Source organism: Bacillus sp. PPSBB_2 (assembly GCF_045291115.1).
GTDB lineage: Bacteria > Bacillota > Bacilli > Bacillales > Bacillaceae_G > Bacillus_A > Bacillus_A cereus.
The window spans coordinates 5,120,997-5,141,729 of sequence record NZ_CP147983.1 but is presented as its reverse complement, the minus strand read 5'-3'; the positions used below and the strand labels follow the sequence as shown (position 1 = coordinate 5,141,729).

Genomic DNA, 20,733 nt, shown 5'->3' with positions numbered 1-20,733 from the left:
TTTTAGTTTGGTTAAGTTAGAAAGGGCGCACGGTGGATGCCTTGACACTAGGAGTCGATGAAGGACGGGACTAACGCCGATATGCTTCGGGGAGCTGTAAGTAAGCTTTGATCCGAAGATTTCCGAATGGGGAAACCCACCATACGTAATGGTATGGTATCCTTATCTGAATACATAGGGTAAGGAAGACAGACCCAGGGAACTGAAACATCTAAGTACCTGGAGGAAGAGAAAGCAAATGCGATTTCCTGAGTAGCGGCGAGCGAAACGGAACATAGCCCAAACCAAGAGGCTTGCCTCTTGGGGTTGTAGGACATTCTATACGGAGTTACAAAGGAACGAGGTAGACGAAGCGACCTGGAAAGGTCCGTCGTAGAGGGTAACAACCCCGTAGTCGAAACTTCGTTCTCTCTTGAATGTATCCTGAGTACGGCGGAACACGTGAAATTCCGTCGGAATCTGGGAGGACCATCTCCCAAGGCTAAATACTCCCTAGTGATCGATAGTGAACCAGTACCGTGAGGGAAAGGTGAAAAGCACCCCGGAAGGGGAGTGAAAGAGATCCTGAAACCGTGTGCCTACAAATAGTCAGAGCCCGTTAACGGGTGATGGCGTGCCTTTTGTAGAATGAACCGGCGAGTTACGATCCCGTGCGAGGTTAAGCTGAAGAGGCGGAGCCGCAGCGAAAGCGAGTCTGAATAGGGCGTTTAGTACGTGGTCGTAGACCCGAAACCAGGTGATCTACCCATGTCCAGGGTGAAGTTCAGGTAACACTGAATGGAGGCCCGAACCCACGCACGTTGAAAAGTGCGGGGATGAGGTGTGGGTAGCGGAGAAATTCCAATCGAACCTGGAGATAGCTGGTTCTCCCCGAAATAGCTTTAGGGCTAGCCTTAAGTGTAAGAGTCTTGGAGGTAGAGCACTGATTGGACTAGGGGTCCTCATCGGATTACCGAATTCAGTCAAACTCCGAATGCCAATGACTTATCCTTAGGAGTCAGACTGCGAGTGATAAGATCCGTAGTCAAAAGGGAAACAGCCCAGACCGCCAGCTAAGGTCCCAAAGTGTGTATTAAGTGGAAAAGGATGTGGAGTTGCTTAGACAACTAGGATGTTGGCTTAGAAGCAGCCACCATTTAAAGAGTGCGTAATAGCTCACTAGTCGAGTGACTCTGCGCCGAAAATGTACCGGGGCTAAATACACCACCGAAGCTGCGGATTGATACCAATGGTATCAGTGGTAGGGGAGCGTTCTAAGGACAGTGAAGTCAGACCGGAAGGACTGGTGGAGTGCTTAGAAGTGAGAATGCCGGTATGAGTAGCGAAAGACGGGTGAGAATCCCGTCCACCGAATGCCTAAGGTTTCCTGAGGAAGGCTCGTCCGCTCAGGGTTAGTCAGGACCTAAGCCGAGGCCGACAGGCGTAGGCGATGGACAACAGGTTGATATTCCTGTACCACCTCTTTATCGTTTGAGCAATGGAGGGACGCAGAAGGATAGAAGAAGCGTGCGATTGGTTGTGCACGTCCAAGCAGTTAGGCTGATAAGTAGGCAAATCCGCTTATCGTGAAGGCTGAGCTGTGATGGGGAAGCTCCTTATGGAGCGAAGTCTTTGATTCCCCGCTGCCAAGAAAAGCTTCTAGCGAGATAAAAGGTGCCTGTACCGCAAACCGACACAGGTAGGCGAGGAGAGAATCCTAAGGTGTGCGAGAGAACTCTGGTTAAGGAACTCGGCAAAATGACCCCGTAACTTCGGGAGAAGGGGTGCTTTCTTAACGGAAAGCCGCAGTGAATAGGCCCAAGCGACTGTTTAGCAAAAACACAGCTCTCTGCGAAGCCGTAAGGCGAAGTATAGGGGGTGACACCTGCCCGGTGCTGGAAGGTTAAGGAGAGGGGTTAGCGTAAGCGAAGCTCTGAACTGAAGCCCCAGTAAACGGCGGCCGTAACTATAACGGTCCTAAGGTAGCGAAATTCCTTGTCGGGTAAGTTCCGACCCGCACGAAAGGTGTAACGATTTGGGCACTGTCTCAACCAGAGACTCGGTGAAATTATAGTACCTGTGAAGATGCAGGTTACCCGCGACAGGACGGAAAGACCCCGTGGAGCTTTACTGTAGCCTGATATTGAATTTTGGTACAGTTTGTACAGGATAGGCGGGAGCCATTGAAACCGGAGCGCTAGCTTCGGTGGAGGCGCTGGTGGGATACCGCCCTGACTGTATTGAAATTCTAACCTACGGGTCTTATCGACCCGGGAGACAGTGTCAGGTGGGCAGTTTGACTGGGGCGGTCGCCTCCTAAAGTGTAACGGAGGCGCCCAAAGGTTCCCTCAGAATGGTTGGAAATCATTCGTAGAGTGCAAAGGCATAAGGGAGCTTGACTGCGAGACCTACAAGTCGAGCAGGGACGAAAGTCGGGCTTAGTGATCCGGTGGTTCCGCATGGAAGGGCCATCGCTCAACGGATAAAAGCTACCCCGGGGATAACAGGCTTATCTCCCCCAAGAGTCCACATCGACGGGGAGGTTTGGCACCTCGATGTCGGCTCATCGCATCCTGGGGCTGTAGTCGGTCCCAAGGGTTGGGCTGTTCGCCCATTAAAGCGGTACGCGAGCTGGGTTCAGAACGTCGTGAGACAGTTCGGTCCCTATCCGTCGTGGGCGTAGGAAATTTGAGAGGAGCTGTCCTTAGTACGAGAGGACCGGGATGGACGCACCGCTGGTGTACCAGTTGTTCTGCCAAGGGCATAGCTGGGTAGCTATGTGCGGAAGGGATAAGTGCTGAAAGCATCTAAGCATGAAGCCCCCCTCAAGATGAGATTTCCCATAGCGTAAGCTAGTAAGATCCCTGAAAGATGATCAGGTTGATAGGTTCGAGGTGGAAGCATGGTGACATGTGGAGCTGACGAATACTAATAGATCGAGGACTTAACCATATAATATGTAGCAAATGTTATCTAGTTTTGAAGGAATATGCCTTCATAGTTTGGTGATGATGGCAGAGAGGTCACACCCGTTCCCATACCGAACACGGAAGTTAAGCTCTCTAGCGCCGATGGTAGTTGGGACCTTGTCCCTGTGAGAGTAGGACGTTGCCAGGCAAATGGAGGATTAGCTCAGCTGGGAGAGCACCTGCCTTACAAGCAGGGGGTCGGCGGTTCGATCCCGTCATCCTCCACCATTTAGCCGACTTAGCTCAATTGGTAGAGCAACTGACTTGTAATCAGTAGGTTGGGGGTTCAAGTCCTCTAGTCGGCACCAGAAATCATGGCGGTTGTGGCGAAGTGGTTAACGCACCGGATTGTGGCTCCGGCATTCGTGGGTTCGATTCCCATCAGTCGCCCCATTTTTCTTAAATAAATTAATATGCGGGTGTGGCGGAATTGGCAGACGCACCAGACTTAGGATCTGGCGCCTTTGGCGTGGGGGTTCGACTCCCTTCACCCGCACTTTTAATAAAATAACTCATACATGTCTTGCGGAAGTAGTTCAGTGGTAGAATACAACCTTGCCAAGGTTGGGGTCGCGGGTTCGAATCCCGTCTTCCGCTCCAATTTTCAATATGACATGCCGGGGTGGCGGAACAGGCAGACGCACAGGACTTAAAATCCTGCGGTGGGTGACCACCGTGCGGGTTCGACCCCCGCCCTCGGCACCATATGCGCCCGTAGCTCAATTGGATAGAGCGTTTGACTACGGATCAAGAGGTTAGGGGTTCGACTCCTCTCGGGCGCGCTTTTATTAACGGGAAGTGGCTCAGCTTGGTAGAGCACCTGGTTTGGGACCAGGGGGTCGCAGGTTCAAATCCTGTCTTCCCGATATTCCTAAAAAACATGGGGCCTTAGCTCAGCTGGGAGAGCGCCTGCCTTGCACGCAGGAGGTCAGCGGTTCGATCCCGCTAGGCTCCACTTATATTAATATCATTTATGGCGGTGTAGCTCAGCTGGCTAGAGCGTACGGTTCATACCCGTGAGGTCGGGGGTTCGATCCCCTCCGCCGCTACCATAAAGGACCTTTAGCTCAGCTGGTTAGAGCAGACGGCTCATAACCGTCCGGTCGTAGGTTCGAGTCCTACAAGGTCCACCATTAGACGTATATATCTCGGAGGTATACCCAAGTTCGGCTGAAGGGATCGGTCTTGAAAACCGACAGGCGGCGAGAGTCGCGCGGGGGTTCGAATCCCTCTACCTCCTCCATTTTTTCTAAAGTAAATATTTTATCATCGCGGGGTGGAGCAGCACGGTAGCTCGTCGGGCTCATAACCCGAAGGTCGCAGGTTCAAATCCTGTCCCCGCAACCAAATGGTCCCGTGGTGTAGTGGTTAACATGCCTGCCTGTCACGCAGGAGATCGCCGGTTCGACCCCGGTCGGGACCGCCATTTTTACATAAAGGCTCGGTAGCTCAGTCGGTAGAGCAGAGGACTGAAAATCCTCGTGTCGGCGGTTCGATTCCGTCCCGAGCCACCATTTTGAAGTCGCAAGCCGACTTAGCTCAATTGGTAGAGCAACTGACTTGTAATCAGTAGGTTGGGGGTTCAAGTCCTCTAGTCGGCACCACTTTCAAAATGAGCCATTAGCTCAGTTGGTAGAGCATCTGACTTTTAATCAGAGGGTCGAAGGTTCGAGTCCTTCATGGCTCACCATTTACAATTTAATGCGGGTGTAGTTTAGTGGTAAAACAAGAGCCTTCCAAGCTCTGGTCGAGAGTTCGATTCTCTTCACCCGCTTTTCAATTATGGGCCTATAGCTCAGCTGGTTAGAGCGCACGCCTGATAAGCGTGAGGTCGATGGTTCGAGTCCATTTAGGCCCACCATAATTGTTCCGCAGTAGCTCAGTGGTAGAGCTATCGGCTGTTAACCGATCGGTCGTAGGTTCGAGTCCTACCTGCGGAGCCATATTTATAGAGAAGTACCCAAGTGGCTCAAGGGGCTCCCCTGCTAAGGGAGTAGATCGCGAACGCGGTGCGAGGGTTCGAATCCCTTCTTCTCTGCCAGAACTGGCCCGTTGGTCAAGTGGTTAAGACACCGCCCTTTCACGGCGGTAACACGGGTTCGAATCCCGTACGGGTCATACTAAAAGAGATAGCATAATCTGCTATCTCTTTTTTGTTGTGTAAAAGTGGACTTTGAATAGTCTGCTTTTTTATGCAATAGAAGAAATATGAAGTATTCGCTGTTGCAGTTGGGTACATAGAGAGCCGTAAATACAATCATGTTAATTATTTGGACCTGTATGAATATGAAGGAATTAACTTCAACTTGAACTTTTACCCCAGCTGTATGGCTGTAGCCTCCTACACTTGGAGAAACCGATGAAAAATGCATCTGGGAGCTACTGTGGAAAATAAATAATATATAGAAGAAGTTGCTTTCTCTCAATAGCTGTGATCTACTGAAGACAGTTTTTTTATGTTGTCAGTATTGTCGAGTTTTGTCGGTAAGTCGATATATTGCAAAAATCGCTGATATAATTTGAGTTACGATCGATAAATTTTAAAAATCGCTGATATATTTGGAGTTACGGTCGATATATTCTAAAAATCGCTGGTATAATTTCACTTACCGACAAAAACCACAAGAAAATCCCTTTCACAATCTAAAGAAAACGCCTCCATTGAAATGGATTCCACACCTATTCCAATAACTTTACACTCTATGTGAAAAAGTTCACAAATAGGTCATAATTTGTGAACTTTTTCACAATAATACGTGCTACAATATGAATGTAAAGAAGTTAAACAACATTAAATTAGTATTTTAATTAATTACTTAAACAATCATAAAAAAATATATGTGAACAATAGAGAGGGGAAATTACCATGAAAAAAGGTATCAATCGTGTAGTATTAGTAGGAACAGGAGCTGTAGGTTGTAGTTACGCTTACTCAATGATCAACCAAGGTGTAGCTGAAGAATTCGTATTAGTAGATGTTAATGAAGCAAAAGCAGAAGGGGAAGCAATGGACTTAAGCCATGCGGTACCATTCTCTCCATCACCAACAAAAGTTTGGAGCGGTAGCTATGCAGATTGTAAAGATGCAGATTTAGTAGTTATCACTGCTGGATTACCACAAAAGCCAGGTGAAACTCGTTTAGACTTAGTTGAGAAAAATACAAAGATCTTTAAACAAATCGTTCGCGGTATTATGGATAGCGGATTCGATGGAATCTTCTTAATCGCAACTAACCCAGTTGACATTTTAACTTACGTAACTTGGAAAGAATCTGGTTTACCAAAAGAGCGCGTAATTGGTTCTGGTACTACTTTAGACTCTGCTCGTTTCCGTTACATGTTAGGTGACTACTTAGATGTAGATCCACGTAACGTTCATGCTTACATCGTTGGTGAACACGGTGATACTGAACTTCCAGTATGGAGCCACGCTACTATCGGTGTACAAAAACTAGAAACAATCTTAGCTAACAACGAACAGTACAAACAAGAAGACTTAGATAAAATCTTCGAAAATGTACGTGATGCAGCTTACCATATCATCGAGCGTAAAGGTGCAACTTACTACGGAATCGGTATGTCACTACTTCGTGTAACTAAAGCAATCTTAAACAACGAGAACAGCGTATTAACTGTATCTGCATACCTTGAAGGCCAATACGGTGAGAAAGATGCTTACGTAGGTGTTCCAGCTGTAATTAACCGCGAAGGTGTACGTGAAATCGTAGAGCTTGAGTTAAATGAAGAAGAAAAAGCGAAGTTCGCTCATTCTGTAAAAGTATTAAAAGAAACAATGGCACCAGTACTATAATAATTGCTAAATCATTCAGGGGCGGGACACTGCTTCCTACCTCTAAATTCATATAATTTAATATAAATTCCTTTTCCGGTTTCCCTTGTATATCCCCAATATACCCCTTTTGCTGGATAAGGGTCGTTTATAGAAAAAGAGCACTCTATTTTACGTAGAGTGCTCTTTATTATTCCACTATTTGCCGGGCAGTAAAACCTCAATTGATTAAAGTTTCACTTTATTATTTTTTAGGCGTTAATCCTAATTTCTTTAAAATATCTGCCAGTGTACCGCTTTTGGATTTTTCTACAGGTGTTTGTGATTTAGATGCATCTGGACCTTTTTTCAAGAAGTTCTTTTCGACGAAGCGAATATCTTTTTCATCGACAATCCCATCTTTATTAAGGTCTCCGTCTTTTACAGTTAGTCCTTTTTTGCCATAGTTGCTAGCGATAATTTCAGCATCTCTAATATCGATTACTTTATCAGCATTTACATCGCCGGCAAGGTTTTCGTCAGGTCTTGCATAATAATATTGGCCAAGCAGCTTACCGTCTTTTTCAGTACCAAGTTTCGTTGTTAGGCGGCTTGTTAAATGTCCTGGCACCTCTACATATAAGTTATAGTCGCGTTTATTAACTGGAAGTCCATTTAGTTTGAAGTATCCGTATTTATCTAGTGAGCCTTCAAACTTATGACGATAAGAATCAGTCGCATATACTTTTACGCCAAGCTTTGTATAATCGAACTTTTCATCTAAATATCCACGTTCATTTAAGAATGCACCAGGCTTAATATTTCCTTCTACTAATGAGTTTAAGGACATTACTGAGAATGATTGATCTTGAAGGACACGCATTCTATTTGGCTCTGTTTCTCCTGGTTTCCAGTATACAAACACTGGTAACTCTAATTGAGCATTTGCTTCATAAAACTCATCGTTTTCTACTTTGAACGTTACATCAATGAACGGGAAATCACCATCTAATCCAGCGAAGTTTTTGTCATCGATAGCACCGCCAACTGTAACAGAGCCTGCTTCTAGCTTCGGTTCATTTACTTTTGCTGTTACCCCTTTTTCAGAAAGGAGTTTTTCAAAAGCAGGATTCAATTTCGCATTTGCAAATTTGAAGTTCTTTTCTAGGAATTTTACGTTAAATTCCCCAGCAACAAACTGTTTCACATGTTTGGCGTTTAGCGTTACAGTGAATTCATCACCTTTACATACTTCTTTTTTATTATAGCTAGCTTTCGCATATTGAGCTCCTTGCGGGATAAACCAATAGTTATTTACACCGCTTGGATAGTCAGCTCCTGCAGTTGCATAATCGAAAATATATACCCCTGTGTTCATTGGACCTTCCACTTTAAAGGATTCAGGAGTAATGCCAACTTTAAAGTCACCGTTTGCATTAATAGGTAAAAACTTATGCAAGTATGGAGAATAGTCATAATACATCACTCCGTTTGCTTCTTGCGTAATGTTTAATCCTTTTCCTTTTAAGTAGTCAACATTCGAATCATACACATTTCCTTTAATCCATAATGCCTTTTTACCGTCTTCTACTGTATAGTTTTCTTCATTTAATTCATAAATACCAGGTTTTAATCCAGTTAATTTTACTTCTGGCGGTGTATTATCAATTACGACATAATCACCTTTCACACGTGCTTTCCCAGCCTTATCATAACCAACAAATTCAATTGTGTAATCGCCTTCTGGTAAGTCGATTTTCTCATCACCAATTGGTTTTGCAGGATCATTTGTGAAAGGATATACTCTGCCGTTAAAGAATGAATCTAAGTAGTAATACACATCCGTTTTTAGTCCGCTTGTGTTTAATGTTCCAATGAAGCCAAGCGCTTTATTTGTTTTTGAATCCTTCACGATAAGGTCTAACGTCTCAAGGTCGCTATTTAATTGGAATGCTCCGTGTAAATACGATTCACGATATGGATTGAATTTAGATGTATCAGTTGAAATGGCTTTTCTTGATAAAAAAGCATTTTCAATACCAGGCTCTGATACACGAATAGAGAATGGTATTTGATACGTTTCTTCTTTATTTTTCGTATTTGTAATATGAATATATCCTTCATATCGGCCTTGCTTCACGCCAGCTGGAATATTAATTTTTGCTTCAACCTCATCTGATTTTCCAGCATCAACAGTAATTGTTTCTCGGGTAGAAACTTTTACACCATTTGCGGTAGCGTCGTTAATAGAAGGAGAAGCTGGTGTATAAGAAATTTCTGTTTTAAATTCTTTTTTTTCTTGTTTATTATGGTTTTCCACTTTTATATTTCGTTTTTGTTCAAGAGCTTCACCGTCTTTTTGATAGAACTTCCCGAATGCAATGGATCCGGTTTCTTCTGGTACTTCAATTACTTCATCATTTACAACTGTTTTTGTTGTATCTAGCACTTTAAAACTTGTTTCCGTATGAACGGAGTTGTATGCATCTACTCGTCCAGCTCCAACTTCATATACGGAATACTGTTCTTTTAAATCATCAGCTGTGTTCATAAGAGACGCCTTTACATCGAATGGAGAGTATTCTGGGTGTTCTTGTAAAATAAGAGCAGCAACGCCCGCGATATGAGGAGAAGCCATAGATGTTCCTTGCATACGCTCATAGGAAACGTCATAGTTTTCGCCCTCTTGTGGGTCATTAATATATTCAGGTACTGTTGAAAGTACAGCAACACCAGGCGCTGTAATATCTGGTTTAATATCATCATTTGATGTAACAGGACCGCGTGAGCTAAAGTCTGCAAGATGATCGCCTTCTGTTTGAATATAACTAAGTTCGTCAAAAGTAAAGGATGTATTACCTTGTTCGATTTGAGCTTTTAGTTTTTCACCATCTTCTTTCGTTAGGCGGAATGCTGGAATGTATTTTGTGCTTTCGCCAACGTAGAAAGGAATTTCTCCGTCCACATTGTTATAAATAATAACGGCCTTTGCGCCAGCTTGTTTTGCGTTAGCAATTTTTTCATCAAATGACAGTGTACCACGTGCAACGAGAGCGATTTTTCCTTTTACATCTTTTTTACTAAACTCGTCAGACGTACCAATTCCTACAGATTCAATAGATAGAGATTGTCCTTTGAAATCCTCTATTTTATCAGTGAAATTTTTGCCGAATAAAATTAAGTTAGGAAATTGTAATTGTCCAGCATGGCCTGATAGTTTCGGTAAGGAAATAGAGCTATCACTTGCTCCAACCGTAATTGCAAATGGAGAAGCACCTGGTGAACCGAGTGTTGATGGATTTGGACCAGAGTTACCAGCAGCAACGACTGTAACAACACCGGAAAGCATCGCGTTATTGACAGCGATAGATGTTGGATCGAGTGGATTGTTGCTATCGTCACCTAATGATAAGTTAATAACATTCATACCGTCAGAAATAGATTTATCGATTGCAGCAATAATACCAGAACTATCTCCGCTTCCGTATGGACCGAGTACACGATAGTTATACAGTTCAATGCCAGGTGCAACGCCTTTTACTGCGGAATCTGATGTATTTTTCTTTTGAGCAGAAACGATACCTGCTACGTGAGTACCGTGGGCGGTGTAGAAGGAAGAACCACGGCTATCAAATTCAGGAGCACCAGATTGTTGCCATTCTGAATAAGTAGTTTCCATTGGATCTGCATCGTTATTAATAAAGTCCCAACCCTTTACTGAGTTTGGGTCTACTTTGCTAGAGTCCTCACCAGGTTTTGCGCGATAGCCTTTATATACGTCTTTTAAGTCAGGGTGATTGTAATCAATACCCGTATCTAATACACCAACTTTAATTCCTTTTCCGGTAATGCCTTCACTATGTAACTTATCGACCCCAATTTGTGGAATACTATCGGTTAGTTTTTGAGGTGCTTTTTGCTCTGCTTGTTTTGGTAAATTTAATTTCACTTCGTAATCTTTCCAAATGCGTTTTACAACGCCAATTCGTAACAATTCTTCCACTGTATTTGCCGGTAACGTCAGCGCAACACCATTTATCGCATGCTTATAAGAACGTTTAATTTGTACAGACTGGAAGTTTCCAGATTTTACTGATGGGCTGAATTGATAAAGACGTTTTAGTCCTTTTTCGAATTCTTCATGTTCTTGATCAATACGTGCTTTTATATTTTCAGGAGCAGACTGTAATCCTTTTTCTTTTTGTTTTAATTCATTAATTTTTACTGGCGCAGTTTGAAATTCTACAATGATATTTACTGGTTCAGAACTACTTGTATTAATATCTGGCGAAATCGTAAAGCCAGGATTGGCATCTAAAGTTTGTAATGCCTGACGCTGTTCTTTAGAAAGTTTTGATAGTAAAGACTGGGCGTTTGAAGAGTCAATTTGGTTAATAGGATTTTCAGCAAGTACATTGAACGGAAGGGCAGTTGAAAACAGAAAGCCAGCCGTTACAATTCCGGTAACAAAACGATTTTTCTTTTTCATGTATAAGCCTCCGATAATTTATATTTTAAAAATTATTTCTCCACGCCTGGTGTTTGCTCAGCATGGAATGTCCAGTTTAGCTGCAGGGAATCACCTTGAAATTTATTTTGATCTTGGTTGTTATCTTCAAATGAGAAGAGGACGTGTAAGTAATCTGTTTCACCAGATTTAATACCATCTATTAAGTTATGACGTTCTAGAGACGTAGCGACATCTTCAGGTTTCATAGTTTTTAATTGTGATAGTTTTGTTTCCCACAAAATCTCATGATCATCGTTTGGATTAGATGGCTGTCCATCATTTACTAGAAACTTGACGATAATGTGATCACCTAAATCTTCACCGTCATTATTTTGCTTTGCATCTGTAACTTCATATGATGTTTCAAGTGCTACTTTTGCGATATCCAATGTACCTTTATTTTCAAGCTTGAAGTTCCTTTCAATAAAATCACCTGGTTTTAAATCTTTCACATTAACGATTACACTTGGATTAATAGAAAGATCTAGTGTTCCAGCTTGAAATGAGTTACTTGATGTTTCTGAATCACTGAAATAGGCGAATACACCGCCGAATGTAAGGGATAAGCCAAGTGAAGCGGTGATAACTCCCATTCCTACTTTTTGTTTTAATGACATAAGAAAGCCTCCTAGTTAAATTTGTATAGCAACCGTTCGCAACAAGGATAAACGAGTAAACATAGTAGTCCGCTATGAATTGTGGTTACGAAAGATCTATGTTCTTTATTGAGAACAAGTATATGCTTATAAATTTCGCATTTCAATAAAATTGTGACAAAAAATATTGAGAAACATTTTTTTATGACAGATTATTTTGTTTTGATTTTAAGTGAAAAATAGCATGAAAAATAGGATAAACATAATAAAATAAAGGTTGAGAAAAAATAATTGGTAAAAATATAGAAGAATAATAAAGCGTTTTCAATGAATATTCGTCAAAATTCGATATTTTACACGGAAATATGAAGGAAAACTAACATTTTCAAGAAAAAAACGAATGTTTTTTATAAATTAACAAGGATATTGCAGTTTTTCGCAGAAATAGTTAAAGTATAAAAAATTCTGTCATCTAAGTGAGGTGAGCATATTGAGTGTAATAAATTGTGAAGAAGTGAAACGAGATGAGTTTCATACAGAAAAGTACTATGAAAGTTATAATATCTTTGGCGCACATGTTGTGACGGAAGATGAGATTCAAGGAGTACGATTTACAGTGTGGGCTCCTCATGCGAAAGCAATGAGTGTTGTTGGAGATTTTAATGAGTGGGATTATGAGCAACATAAAATGCTACAAGTGACAGAAGAAGGCATTTGGTCCTTGTTTATACCGCATATTGAAGAAGGAGAAATATATAAATATGCGATTGAAACGTTGGCTGGTGACGTCATTTTAAAGGCAGATCCGTATGCTGTATATGCAGAAGTAAGACCGAATACGGCATCTGTAGTTTTTGATATAAAGGGATATGAATGGAATGATAAAAACTGGATTCGTAAGAAAAAGAAAAAATCGATTTATAAAGAAGCGATGACAGTTTATGAATTACATTTTGGTTCTTGGAAAAAGAAAGAAGATGGAACGCTGTACTCTTACAGGGAAATGGCAGAAGAACTCATTTCGTATGTGGTGGAACATCAATTTACACATATTGAAATTATGCCGCTTGTTGAGCATCCATATGATCGTTCTTGGGGATATCAAGGAACGGGATATTATGCCGCGACGAGTAGATTTGGTACACCGCATGATTTAATGTATTTTGTCGACGAATGTCATAAATATGGAATCGGTGTCATTTTAGATTGGGTGCCGGGGCATTTTTGTAAAGATGCTCACGGTTTATATTTGTTTGATGGTACACCGACCTATGAATATAAAGATAAAGATGTACAAGAAAATCCAGTATGGGGAACTGTCAATTTTGATTTAGGAAAGAGAGAGGTACGTAATTTCTTAATTTCAAATGCGTTATTTTGGATGAGATATTTCCATATTGATGGTTTCAGAGTTGATGCAGTTGCGAACATGTTGTACTGGAATAAAGAAGGACAAGAGCAAAGTAATGAGCATGCTGTTTCATTTTTAAGAGAGTTAAATGAAGCAGTGTTTGCAGAGGATGAAGATTTTCTTATGACGGCAGAAGATTCAACAGCTTGGCCACTTGTAACAACTCCAACGTATGAAGGTGGGCTTGGATTCAATTACAAATGGAATATGGGCTGGATGAATGACGTGCTGAAATATATGGAGTGTGCGCCTGAATATAGGAAACACATTCATGAGAAAATGACGTTTTCTTTGCTATATGCGTACTCTGAAAACTTCATATTACCGCTTTCTCATGATGAAGTCGTTCATGGGAAAAAGTCGTTATTAAATAAAATGCCAGGTGATTACTGGGATAAGTTTGCTCAGCTTCGTTTATTATATGGATATTTCTTTACTCACCCAGGAAAGAAATTACTTTTCATGGGAGGAGAATTCGGGCAGTTTGATGAGTGGAAAGACCTTGAAGATTTAGATTGGAATTTACATGATTTTGAAATGCATCGTTATATGCATGATTACTTTAAAGAGCTCATAGCATTGTATAAGCGCTCAAAACCACTTTGGCAGCTTGATCATTCGCCTGAAGGTTTTCAGTGGATTGATGCTAATAATAACGAGCAAAGTATTTTCTCGTTTATCCGTCAAGGGGATAAACAAGAGGATGCGTTAGTTATCGTATGTAATTTTACGAAAGCTACATATGAAAACTATAAAGTAGGTGTACCAGATTTCGAGTATTATAACGAGATTTTAAACAGTGATGCACAGCAATATGGCGGTTCGGGGCAAGTGAATAAGAAACGTCTTAAGACGATTCTAGAACCGTACCATAATCAAGCAGCACATGTAGAGATTACAATTCCACCATTTGGCGTATCCATATTACGACCAGTGAAGACGAGAAAGGGGAGCAAAAAACAAGATGGCTCAAAAACAAAAGTGCGTAGCAATGTTACTAGCAGGGGGAAAAGGTAGTCGTTTAAGTGCATTAACAAAAAATTTAGCCAAGCCAGCTGTTCCATTTGGTGGTAAATATCGCATTATTGATTTTACGCTAAGTAACTGTGCGAATTCTGGTATTGAAACGGTTGGGATTTTAACGCAATATCAACCACTCGAACTTCATAATTATATCGGAATCGGAAATGCGTGGGATTTAGACCGAGTAAACGGTGGAGTCACAGTATTACCTCCTTATGCGGAGTCTTCAGGGGTTAAGTGGTATACAGGTACGGCAAGTGCCATTTATCAAAACTTAAACTATTTAAGTCAATATGAACCAGAGTATGTTCTTATTTTATCAGGCGACCATATTTATAAAATGGATTACAGTAAGATGCTAGATTACCATATTGAGAAAGAATCGGATGTATCCATTTCTGTTATTGAAGTACCTTGGGATGAAGCGAGTCGCTTTGGCATTATGAATACGAATGAAGAGATGGAGATTGTTGAGTTTGAAGAGAAACCACAATTTCCAAGAAGTAATCTTGCATCAATGGGAATCTATATTTTTAATTGGTCAATTTTGAAAGAGTATTTAGAGATGGATGCAAGAAACCCTGAATCTAGTAACGATTTCGGAAAAGACGTACTTCCGCTTTTATTGGATGAAGGGAAGAAGTTAATGGCGTATCCGTTTGAAGGATATTGGAAAGATGTTGGAACGGTGAAGAGCTTATGGGAAGCGAATATGGATTTGCTTCGCGATGAAACATCACTGAATTTAAACGATCGTAATTGGCGTATTTACTCTGTCAATCCAAACGAACCGCCTCAATATATTGCTGAAAAGGCGAAAGTAGAAGAATCGCTTATTAACGAAGGGTGCGTCATTGAAGGGGACGTGAAGCATTCTGTTTTATTCCAAGGAGTGACGGTGGAAGAAGGAAGTATGGTGATTGATTCTGTCGTTATGCCAGGGGCTAAGATTGGTAAAAATGTTGTGATTGAAAGAGCGATTGTTGGATCAGAAATGGTTATTGAAGATGGAACAGTCATTCGTCCAGAAAAGAATGTTGACGATGTAGTATTAATTGCTGAAGGGAAATAGAAAAGGGGGATGAAATGAATGGGAGAAAAAATGTTAGGAATTATTAATGCAACGGGAAGTTTTCCTTCCTTAAAGAAAGTAACAGGGCATCGTTCACTAGCGGCGTTACCGTTTGGGGGCCGTTATCGACTCATTGATTTCATGCTTTCAAATATGGTGAATTCTAGTATTCATAGTGTGGCAGTTTTTACAAGCCATAAAAATCGTTCGTTAATGGACCATGTTGGTTCAGGAAAACAGTGGGATTTAGATAGAAAACGAGACGGACTATTTTTATTCCCGCCAAACTGCCAATGTGACCAAGATGAATTTGGGTCTTTTGCACACTTTAGAAGACATATTGATTATTTTCTAAGAAGCAGAGAAGAGTACGTTGTTATTACGAATAGCCATCTCGTAACAGCATTAAATTTTCAAGCGGTGTTAGAGCGACATATACATACGGCAGCTGATATTACAGAAGTTTGCCATGAAGGGGTTTCGCTTCAAACATACGTGTTAAAGAAACAATTATTGTTAGACTTATTTGAGTCATATAAAGGTGTGGAACAATACAGTTTATTTGATGTAGTGAGAGAAAAGCGCGGGAAATCATTACACATTGCTACATATGAACATACTGGATATGTAGCAATTATTGACTCGATTGAAAGTTACTATAAACATAGCTTAGAAATTTTGCAACCTGCTATTTGGAAGCAATTATTTAAGAAAGAAGCACCGATCTTTACGAAAGTAAAAGATGAGCCACCAACTCGTTATTTAAAGGGTGCAGTCGTGAAAAATACAATGATTGCAAATGGCAGTATTATTGAAGGGGAAGTCGAAAACAGTGTTGTTTCCCGTTCAGTTAAAATTGGAAAAGGTTCAAGTATTCGTAACAGTATTATTATGCAAAAGAGCCAAATTGGAGATAACTGTATAATAGACGGTGTTATTATTGATAAAGACGTGAAAATTGGCGACGGTGTCGTATTAAAAGGAAGCGCCGATGAGCCGTATGTTGTAGAAAAAGGAAGCGTACAAAACAGTACGATTAATAGTTATTCCTAAAGAATCAGTGGGGGCTTTTTCCTCCACTGATTAAAGTTTTAATTTAAATGAAAACTCGAAGGGAGGAAGCTGCAAGAGGAGTAATAAAAACTTTTCGCGCAGTGGGACAACAAGTGAATATTTTATTTGCAGTATCAGAATGTGTACCGTTTGTGAAATCGGGAGGATTAGCTGATGTAGCGGGTGCACTCCCAAAAGAGCTAAAAAAATTAGGAGTGGACGTTCGTATTATACTTCCGAATTATAGTCTCATTCCGCAAAAGTTAAGAGATGGATGTACGTTACATAAAGTAATTAACGTCCCTCTTGGGTGGAGAAATCAATATTGTGGAATTTTAAAAGGTGAGCAAGACGGAATTACGTATTACTTAATAGATAATGAATATTATTTTAAGAGAGATTCTCTGTATGGGCATTACGATGACGGAGAGCGTTTTTCTTATTTCTCAAAAGCAGTGTTAGAGTGTATTCCGCACCTTGATTTTGAAGTGGATGTTCTTCATAGCCATGATTGGCATACGGCTATGGTTAATTTCTTACTTCGTGAAAAGTATCAAGATAATCCGTTATATGAGCGTATTAAAACGGTATATACGATTCATAACTTGCAGTTCCAAGGTGTATTTCCTCCTGAAGTGATGTACGACTTGTTAGAGCTTGGTGATGAATATTTTCATAGTGAGCAGCTAGAGTTTTATGGAAACGTAAACTTTATGAAAGGCGGTATTATCGCTTCGGATCAAATTACAGCGGTGAGCCCGACGTATAAAGAAGAAATTCAATATAAATTTTTCGGTGAGAAGTTAGATGGATTACTGCGAAAATATAATGATAAGCTTAGCGGCATTGTAAATGGTATTGATACGAGCGTATATAATCCAGAAACGGATTCGTATATTAAGGCCCAGTATGATGCAGAGTCATTATATGAAAAGAGTGAAAATAAACGCGCCTTGCAGCGTTATTTTGGTTTACCAGAAAAAGAGGATACACCAATTATTTCAATGGTAACGAGATTAACGAAGCAAAAAGGTCTTGATTTAGTACGTACTGTATTCCGCGAAATAATGGAAGAAGATGTACAATGTATTATTTTAGGTTCAGGTGATTCGGAATATGAGCAATTCTTTGAGTGGATGGCATATGAGTATCCGGAGAAGGTAAAAGTTTATATCGGATTTAATGAAGAATTAGCTCACCAAGTGTATGCGGGAAGCGATTTGTTTTTAATGCCATCGCTATTTGAACCGTGTGGACTTGGACAACTTATCGCATTAGCATACGGTACAATTCCAATTGTAAGAGAAACAGGTGGGTTAAACGACACGGTACATTCTTATGATGAAGAAACAGGCGAAGGAAATGGTTTCAGTTTCACGAATTTTAATGCACATGACATGCTACATACGATTCATCGTGCAATTGAATTCTATCACGATAAACCAGTGTGGGAGCAGCTTGTAAAACAAGCGATGAATGAAGATTATAGCTGGGAGCAATCGGCTCTTGCTTATAAGGAATTGTATAAAAGTCTCATGGAATAACATGTAGGTGGTGAAAAAATGTTTACTCATGTTGAAAGTTTTAAATCAACTTTTCTAGAAAAGTTAGAGACGATGTATGGTAAAAGTTTTAAAGATTCTACAACTCGTGATCAATATAATACACTCGGCCATATGGTACGTGAGTATATGAATAGTCAATGGATTGCAACGAACGAGAGTTATCGATCCGGAGAGCAAAAGCAAATGTATTACTTGTCTATTGAGTTTTTGCTTGGACGTTTGCTTGGAAGTAACATCTTGAATTTAGGTATTCGAGATGTATGCGAGCAGGGGTTATCTGAACTAGGGATTTCGTTACAAGAGTTAGAAGAAGTGGAAGCAGATGCAGGCCTTGGTAATGGTGGGCTTGGACGCTTAGCAGCCTGTTTTCTCGATTCACTCGCATCTTTAAACTTACCAGGACACGGCTGTGGAATTCGTTATAAACATGGTTTGTTTGATCAGAAAATTGTTGATGGTTATCAAGTTGAATTTCCAGAACAGTGGCTTCTTCATGAAAACGTATGGGAAGTAAGAAGGTATGATCAAGCTGTAGAAGTAAGTTATTTCGGCAGTGTTGAACCGCTAGAAATTGACGGGCGTTTAGAGTTTAGGCATACAAATGCAGAAGTCATTATGGCCGTGCCATATGATGTGCCGGTAGTTGGCTATGAGACGAGTACTGTAAATACACTTAGACTTTGGAATGCTGAACCAGTTCCTTTCCCGCAAAACTGCAAAGATATTTTGAAATATAAGCGTGAAACAGAGGTTGTATCGGAGTTTTTATATCCAGATGATACGCATGATGAGGGAAAAATACTTCGTTTAAAACAACAGTATTTCCTCGTATCAGCAAGTTTGCAAAATATCGTTCGAATGCATAGAGAAAGATATGGTGACCTTCGTCAACTACATGAAAAAATTGCGATCCACATTAACGATACACATCCGGTTTTAGCAATTCCGGAACTGATGCGTATTTTACTAGACGAAGAAAAGTTAGCATGGGAAGAAGCTTGGCACATAACGACGCAGACGATTTCTTATACGAATCATACGACGTTATCAGAAGCGCTCGAAAAGTGGCCAATTCACATTTTTAAACCTTTATTACCGAGAATTTATATGATTATTGAAGAGATTAATGAACGTTTCTGTCATGAACTGTGGGAACAGTATCCGTATGAGTGGGATCGTATTGAAGCAATGGCGATTATTGCACATGACCTTGTGAAAATGGCTCATTTAGCGATTGTCGGTAGCCATAGCGTAAACGGTGTAGCAAAAATTCATACGGAAATATTAAAGCAGCGGGAAATGCGATTGTTTTATGAATTTTATCCAGATAAGTTTAATAATAAGACGAATGGAATTGCTCATAGGCGCTGGCTTATGAAAGCAAATCCACAGTTAACAAATCTCATTTCAGAGGCGATTGGAACGGAGTGGAAGAAAGAACCGATTAAGCTTCAAGAGCTACAATTAGTTCAATATGATGCGAGTTTCCAAGAGAAATTTGCAGAGGTAAAACAAGAACGTAAAGAGATTTTAGCAGAGCGTATTCATAATACAATGGGGATTACCATTGATCCAAATTCTATTTTTGATGTGCAAGTGAAAAGATTACATGCTTATAAACGACAATTATTAAATGTTCTTCATATTTTATATTTATATAACCGTTTGAAAGAGGATGCTAGTTTTACATTTTATCCGCGTACTTTTATTTTTGGAGCGAAAGCATCACCTGGCTATTATTACGCGAAAAAAATTATTAAATTAATAAATGAACTCGCAAGAAAAGTAAATAATGACCCGTATGTCAGTCAATATATGAAAGTTATCTTTCTAGAAAACTATCGAGTTTCTTTAGCGGAAGATATATTCCCAGCGGCGGATGTAAGTGAACAAATTTCAACGGCGAGTAAAGAAGCATCGGGAACAGGTAATATGAAATTTATGATGAATGGTGCGATTACACTCGGAACGCTAGACGGTGCTAACGTTGAAATAAAAGACCGGGTCGGTGATGATAACTGTTTTATTTTCGGTTTAACGGCCGAAGAGGTTCTTCATTACTATCAAAATGGTGGCTATCGTGCAAGTGATTATTATCACCACAATAGACACATTAAAAAAGTAGTTGATCAATTAACAAATGGTTTCTTTGCACAATCGGGAGCTGAATTTGAAGCGATTTACGATTCTCTCGTGATTCAAAACGATGAATATTTCGTTCTGCGAGATTTTGGTCCATATGCTGAAAGACAAGAGGCTGTCGGTAGAGCTTATGAGAACCGAACGAAGTGGCTAGAAATGTCGATTTTAAATATTGCACAGTCTGGTCATTTTGCGAGCGATCGAACAATTTTGCAGTACAGTAATGAAATTTGGGGTATTGGTAATGCAGAGGGTGTTGCAAAACTCATAAATATCCAAAAATGAATGCATAAAAAAATCCGTTTTCCTGGAAAAATGATAGTAACCGAAACTATCTCCAGAAAGGACGGATTTACTAGTATGATAACCAAATTTGATGAAAATCAATCCATTTTACAGATTTTATTTGCATACGTAGACAGTTTAACTATTGAAGGCGTTCCGCCTGTGACAGGTCGCCCACCAATCTGTAGAAAAGCCTTACTGAAATGCTTTTTCTTGAAAACTGTATTTCAAATTGACTCTTTACGCAAATTAACACGTTTTTTGCATCAATATCCTTCATTTCGTGTATCTTGTGGTTTATATTTCGTTCCTCACGTTTCTACTTTTTCACGTGTAGGTACTTGGTTTCGTGAAAAGGG

9 protein-coding genes, 22 tRNA genes and 2 rRNA genes are annotated in these 20,733 nt (G+C 40.5%); 31 read left to right on the top strand and 2 right to left on the bottom strand.

Features of this window, described 5'->3' with window-relative positions:
• Nucleotides 1–9: 9 nt before the first annotated feature.
• The 25 genes from V6946_RS26150 (at nucleotide 10) to V6946_RS26030 (ending at nucleotide 6,759) form a co-directional block, all read left to right on the top strand.
• A 23S ribosomal RNA gene (locus V6946_RS26150) occupies nucleotides 10–2,931 on the top strand.
• Between the two features lie 49 nt (nucleotides 2,932–2,980).
• Nucleotides 2,981–3,096, top strand: a 5S ribosomal RNA gene (rrf, locus tag V6946_RS26145).
• Between the two features lie 4 nt (nucleotides 3,097–3,100).
• Nucleotides 3,101–3,176 (top strand) — tRNA-Val (locus V6946_RS26140).
• Nucleotides 3,177–3,180: 4 nt separating this feature from the next.
• Nucleotides 3,181–3,256: transfer RNA gene (locus V6946_RS26135), tRNA-Thr, on the top strand.
• 9 nt (nucleotides 3,257–3,265) lie between these two features.
• Nucleotides 3,266–3,341 (top strand) — tRNA-His (locus V6946_RS26130).
• A gap of 22 nt (nucleotides 3,342–3,363) precedes the next feature.
• Nucleotides 3,364–3,444 (top strand) — tRNA-Leu (locus V6946_RS26125).
• A gap of 29 nt (nucleotides 3,445–3,473) precedes the next feature.
• A tRNA-Gly gene (locus V6946_RS26120) sits at nucleotides 3,474–3,548 on the top strand.
• A 16-nt stretch (nucleotides 3,549–3,564) separates the two neighbouring features.
• Nucleotides 3,565–3,653 (top strand) — tRNA-Leu (locus tag V6946_RS26115).
• Between the two features lie 3 nt (nucleotides 3,654–3,656).
• A tRNA-Arg gene (locus V6946_RS26110) sits at nucleotides 3,657–3,730 on the top strand.
• A 10-nt stretch (nucleotides 3,731–3,740) separates the two neighbouring features.
• A tRNA-Pro gene (locus V6946_RS26105) sits at nucleotides 3,741–3,814 on the top strand.
• Between the two features lie 16 nt (nucleotides 3,815–3,830).
• Nucleotides 3,831–3,903, top strand: a tRNA-Ala gene (locus V6946_RS26100).
• Between the two features lie 20 nt (nucleotides 3,904–3,923).
• Nucleotides 3,924–4,000, top strand: a tRNA-Met gene (locus V6946_RS26095).
• A 4-nt stretch (nucleotides 4,001–4,004) separates the two neighbouring features.
• Nucleotides 4,005–4,081: transfer RNA gene (locus V6946_RS26090), tRNA-Ile, on the top strand.
• 17 nt (nucleotides 4,082–4,098) lie between these two features.
• Nucleotides 4,099–4,191: transfer RNA gene (locus tag V6946_RS26085), tRNA-Ser, on the top strand.
• A 27-nt stretch (nucleotides 4,192–4,218) separates the two neighbouring features.
• Nucleotides 4,219–4,295 (top strand) — tRNA-Met (locus V6946_RS26080).
• Between the two features lie 3 nt (nucleotides 4,296–4,298).
• Nucleotides 4,299–4,374, top strand: a tRNA-Asp gene (locus tag V6946_RS26075).
• A gap of 12 nt (nucleotides 4,375–4,386) precedes the next feature.
• Nucleotides 4,387–4,462, top strand: a tRNA-Phe gene (locus tag V6946_RS26070).
• Nucleotides 4,463–4,476: 14 nt separating this feature from the next.
• Nucleotides 4,477–4,552 (top strand) — tRNA-Thr (locus V6946_RS26065).
• A 10-nt stretch (nucleotides 4,553–4,562) separates the two neighbouring features.
• Nucleotides 4,563–4,638 (top strand) — tRNA-Lys (locus tag V6946_RS26060).
• Between the two features lie 13 nt (nucleotides 4,639–4,651).
• Nucleotides 4,652–4,722 (top strand) — tRNA-Gly (locus V6946_RS26055).
• Nucleotides 4,723–4,732: 10 nt separating this feature from the next.
• Nucleotides 4,733–4,809: transfer RNA gene (locus V6946_RS26050), tRNA-Ile, on the top strand.
• A 7-nt stretch (nucleotides 4,810–4,816) separates the two neighbouring features.
• Nucleotides 4,817–4,891, top strand: a tRNA-Asn gene (locus V6946_RS26045).
• A gap of 7 nt (nucleotides 4,892–4,898) precedes the next feature.
• Nucleotides 4,899–4,989 (top strand) — tRNA-Ser (locus tag V6946_RS26040).
• A gap of 5 nt (nucleotides 4,990–4,994) precedes the next feature.
• Nucleotides 4,995–5,066, top strand: a tRNA-Glu gene (locus V6946_RS26035).
• 748 nt (nucleotides 5,067–5,814) lie between these two features.
• On the top strand, nucleotides 5,815–6,759 hold the full coding sequence (locus V6946_RS26030) for an L-lactate dehydrogenase (RefSeq protein WP_000715339.1): 945 nt from the start codon (nucleotides 5,815–5,817) through the stop codon (nucleotides 6,757–6,759).
• Nucleotides 6,760–6,982: 223 nt separating this feature from the next.
• On the opposite strand, the gene V6946_RS26025 is transcribed toward V6946_RS26030, so the two are convergent.
• Both V6946_RS26025 and V6946_RS26020 read right to left on the bottom strand, forming a co-directional pair.
• On the bottom strand, nucleotides 6,983–11,206 hold the full coding sequence (locus tag V6946_RS26025; RefSeq protein ID WP_406622144.1) for a S8 family serine peptidase: 4,224 nt from the start codon (nucleotides 11,204–11,206) through the stop codon (nucleotides 6,983–6,985).
• A gap of 32 nt (nucleotides 11,207–11,238) precedes the next feature.
• Nucleotides 11,239–11,844 carry a CalY family protein gene (locus tag V6946_RS26020; RefSeq protein ID WP_000053930.1) on the bottom strand — a complete coding sequence of 202 codons (606 nt, stop codon included), beginning with the start codon at nucleotides 11,842–11,844 and terminating at the stop codon, nucleotides 11,239–11,241.
• 469 nt (nucleotides 11,845–12,313) lie between these two features.
• Here V6946_RS26020 and glgB point away from each other — a divergent pair, with 469 nt between their 5' ends.
• The 6 genes from glgB to V6946_RS25990 form a co-directional block, all read left to right on the top strand.
• Entirely contained in the window at nucleotides 12,314–14,251 is a 1,938-nt protein-coding gene (gene glgB / locus V6946_RS26015; RefSeq protein WP_006915632.1) for a 1,4-alpha-glucan branching protein GlgB, read from the top strand.
• Entirely contained in the window at nucleotides 14,199–15,329 is a 1,131-nt protein-coding gene (gene glgC / locus V6946_RS26010; protein WP_016123516.1) for a glucose-1-phosphate adenylyltransferase, read from the top strand. The genes glgB and glgC overlap by 53 nt, the downstream gene beginning before the upstream one ends.
• 18 nt (nucleotides 15,330–15,347) lie before the next feature.
• On the top strand, nucleotides 15,348–16,382 hold the full coding sequence (glgD, locus tag V6946_RS26005) for a glucose-1-phosphate adenylyltransferase subunit GlgD (RefSeq protein ID WP_006915634.1): 1,035 nt from the start codon (nucleotides 15,348–15,350) through the stop codon (nucleotides 16,380–16,382).
• A gap of 113 nt (nucleotides 16,383–16,495) precedes the next feature.
• Entirely contained in the window at nucleotides 16,496–17,926 is a 1,431-nt protein-coding gene (gene glgA / locus V6946_RS26000; RefSeq protein WP_033691681.1) for a glycogen synthase GlgA, read from the top strand.
• Between the two features lie 18 nt (nucleotides 17,927–17,944).
• Nucleotides 17,945–20,374, top strand: a complete 2,430-nt coding sequence (glgP, locus tag V6946_RS25995) for a glycogen phosphorylase (RefSeq protein WP_366982234.1) — start codon at nucleotides 17,945–17,947, stop codon at nucleotides 20,372–20,374.
• A 75-nt stretch (nucleotides 20,375–20,449) separates the two neighbouring features.
• Nucleotides 20,450–20,733, top strand: a 284-nt coding sequence (locus V6946_RS25990; RefSeq protein ID WP_406622057.1) for a transposase, incomplete at its 3' end; no start/stop codon positions are given.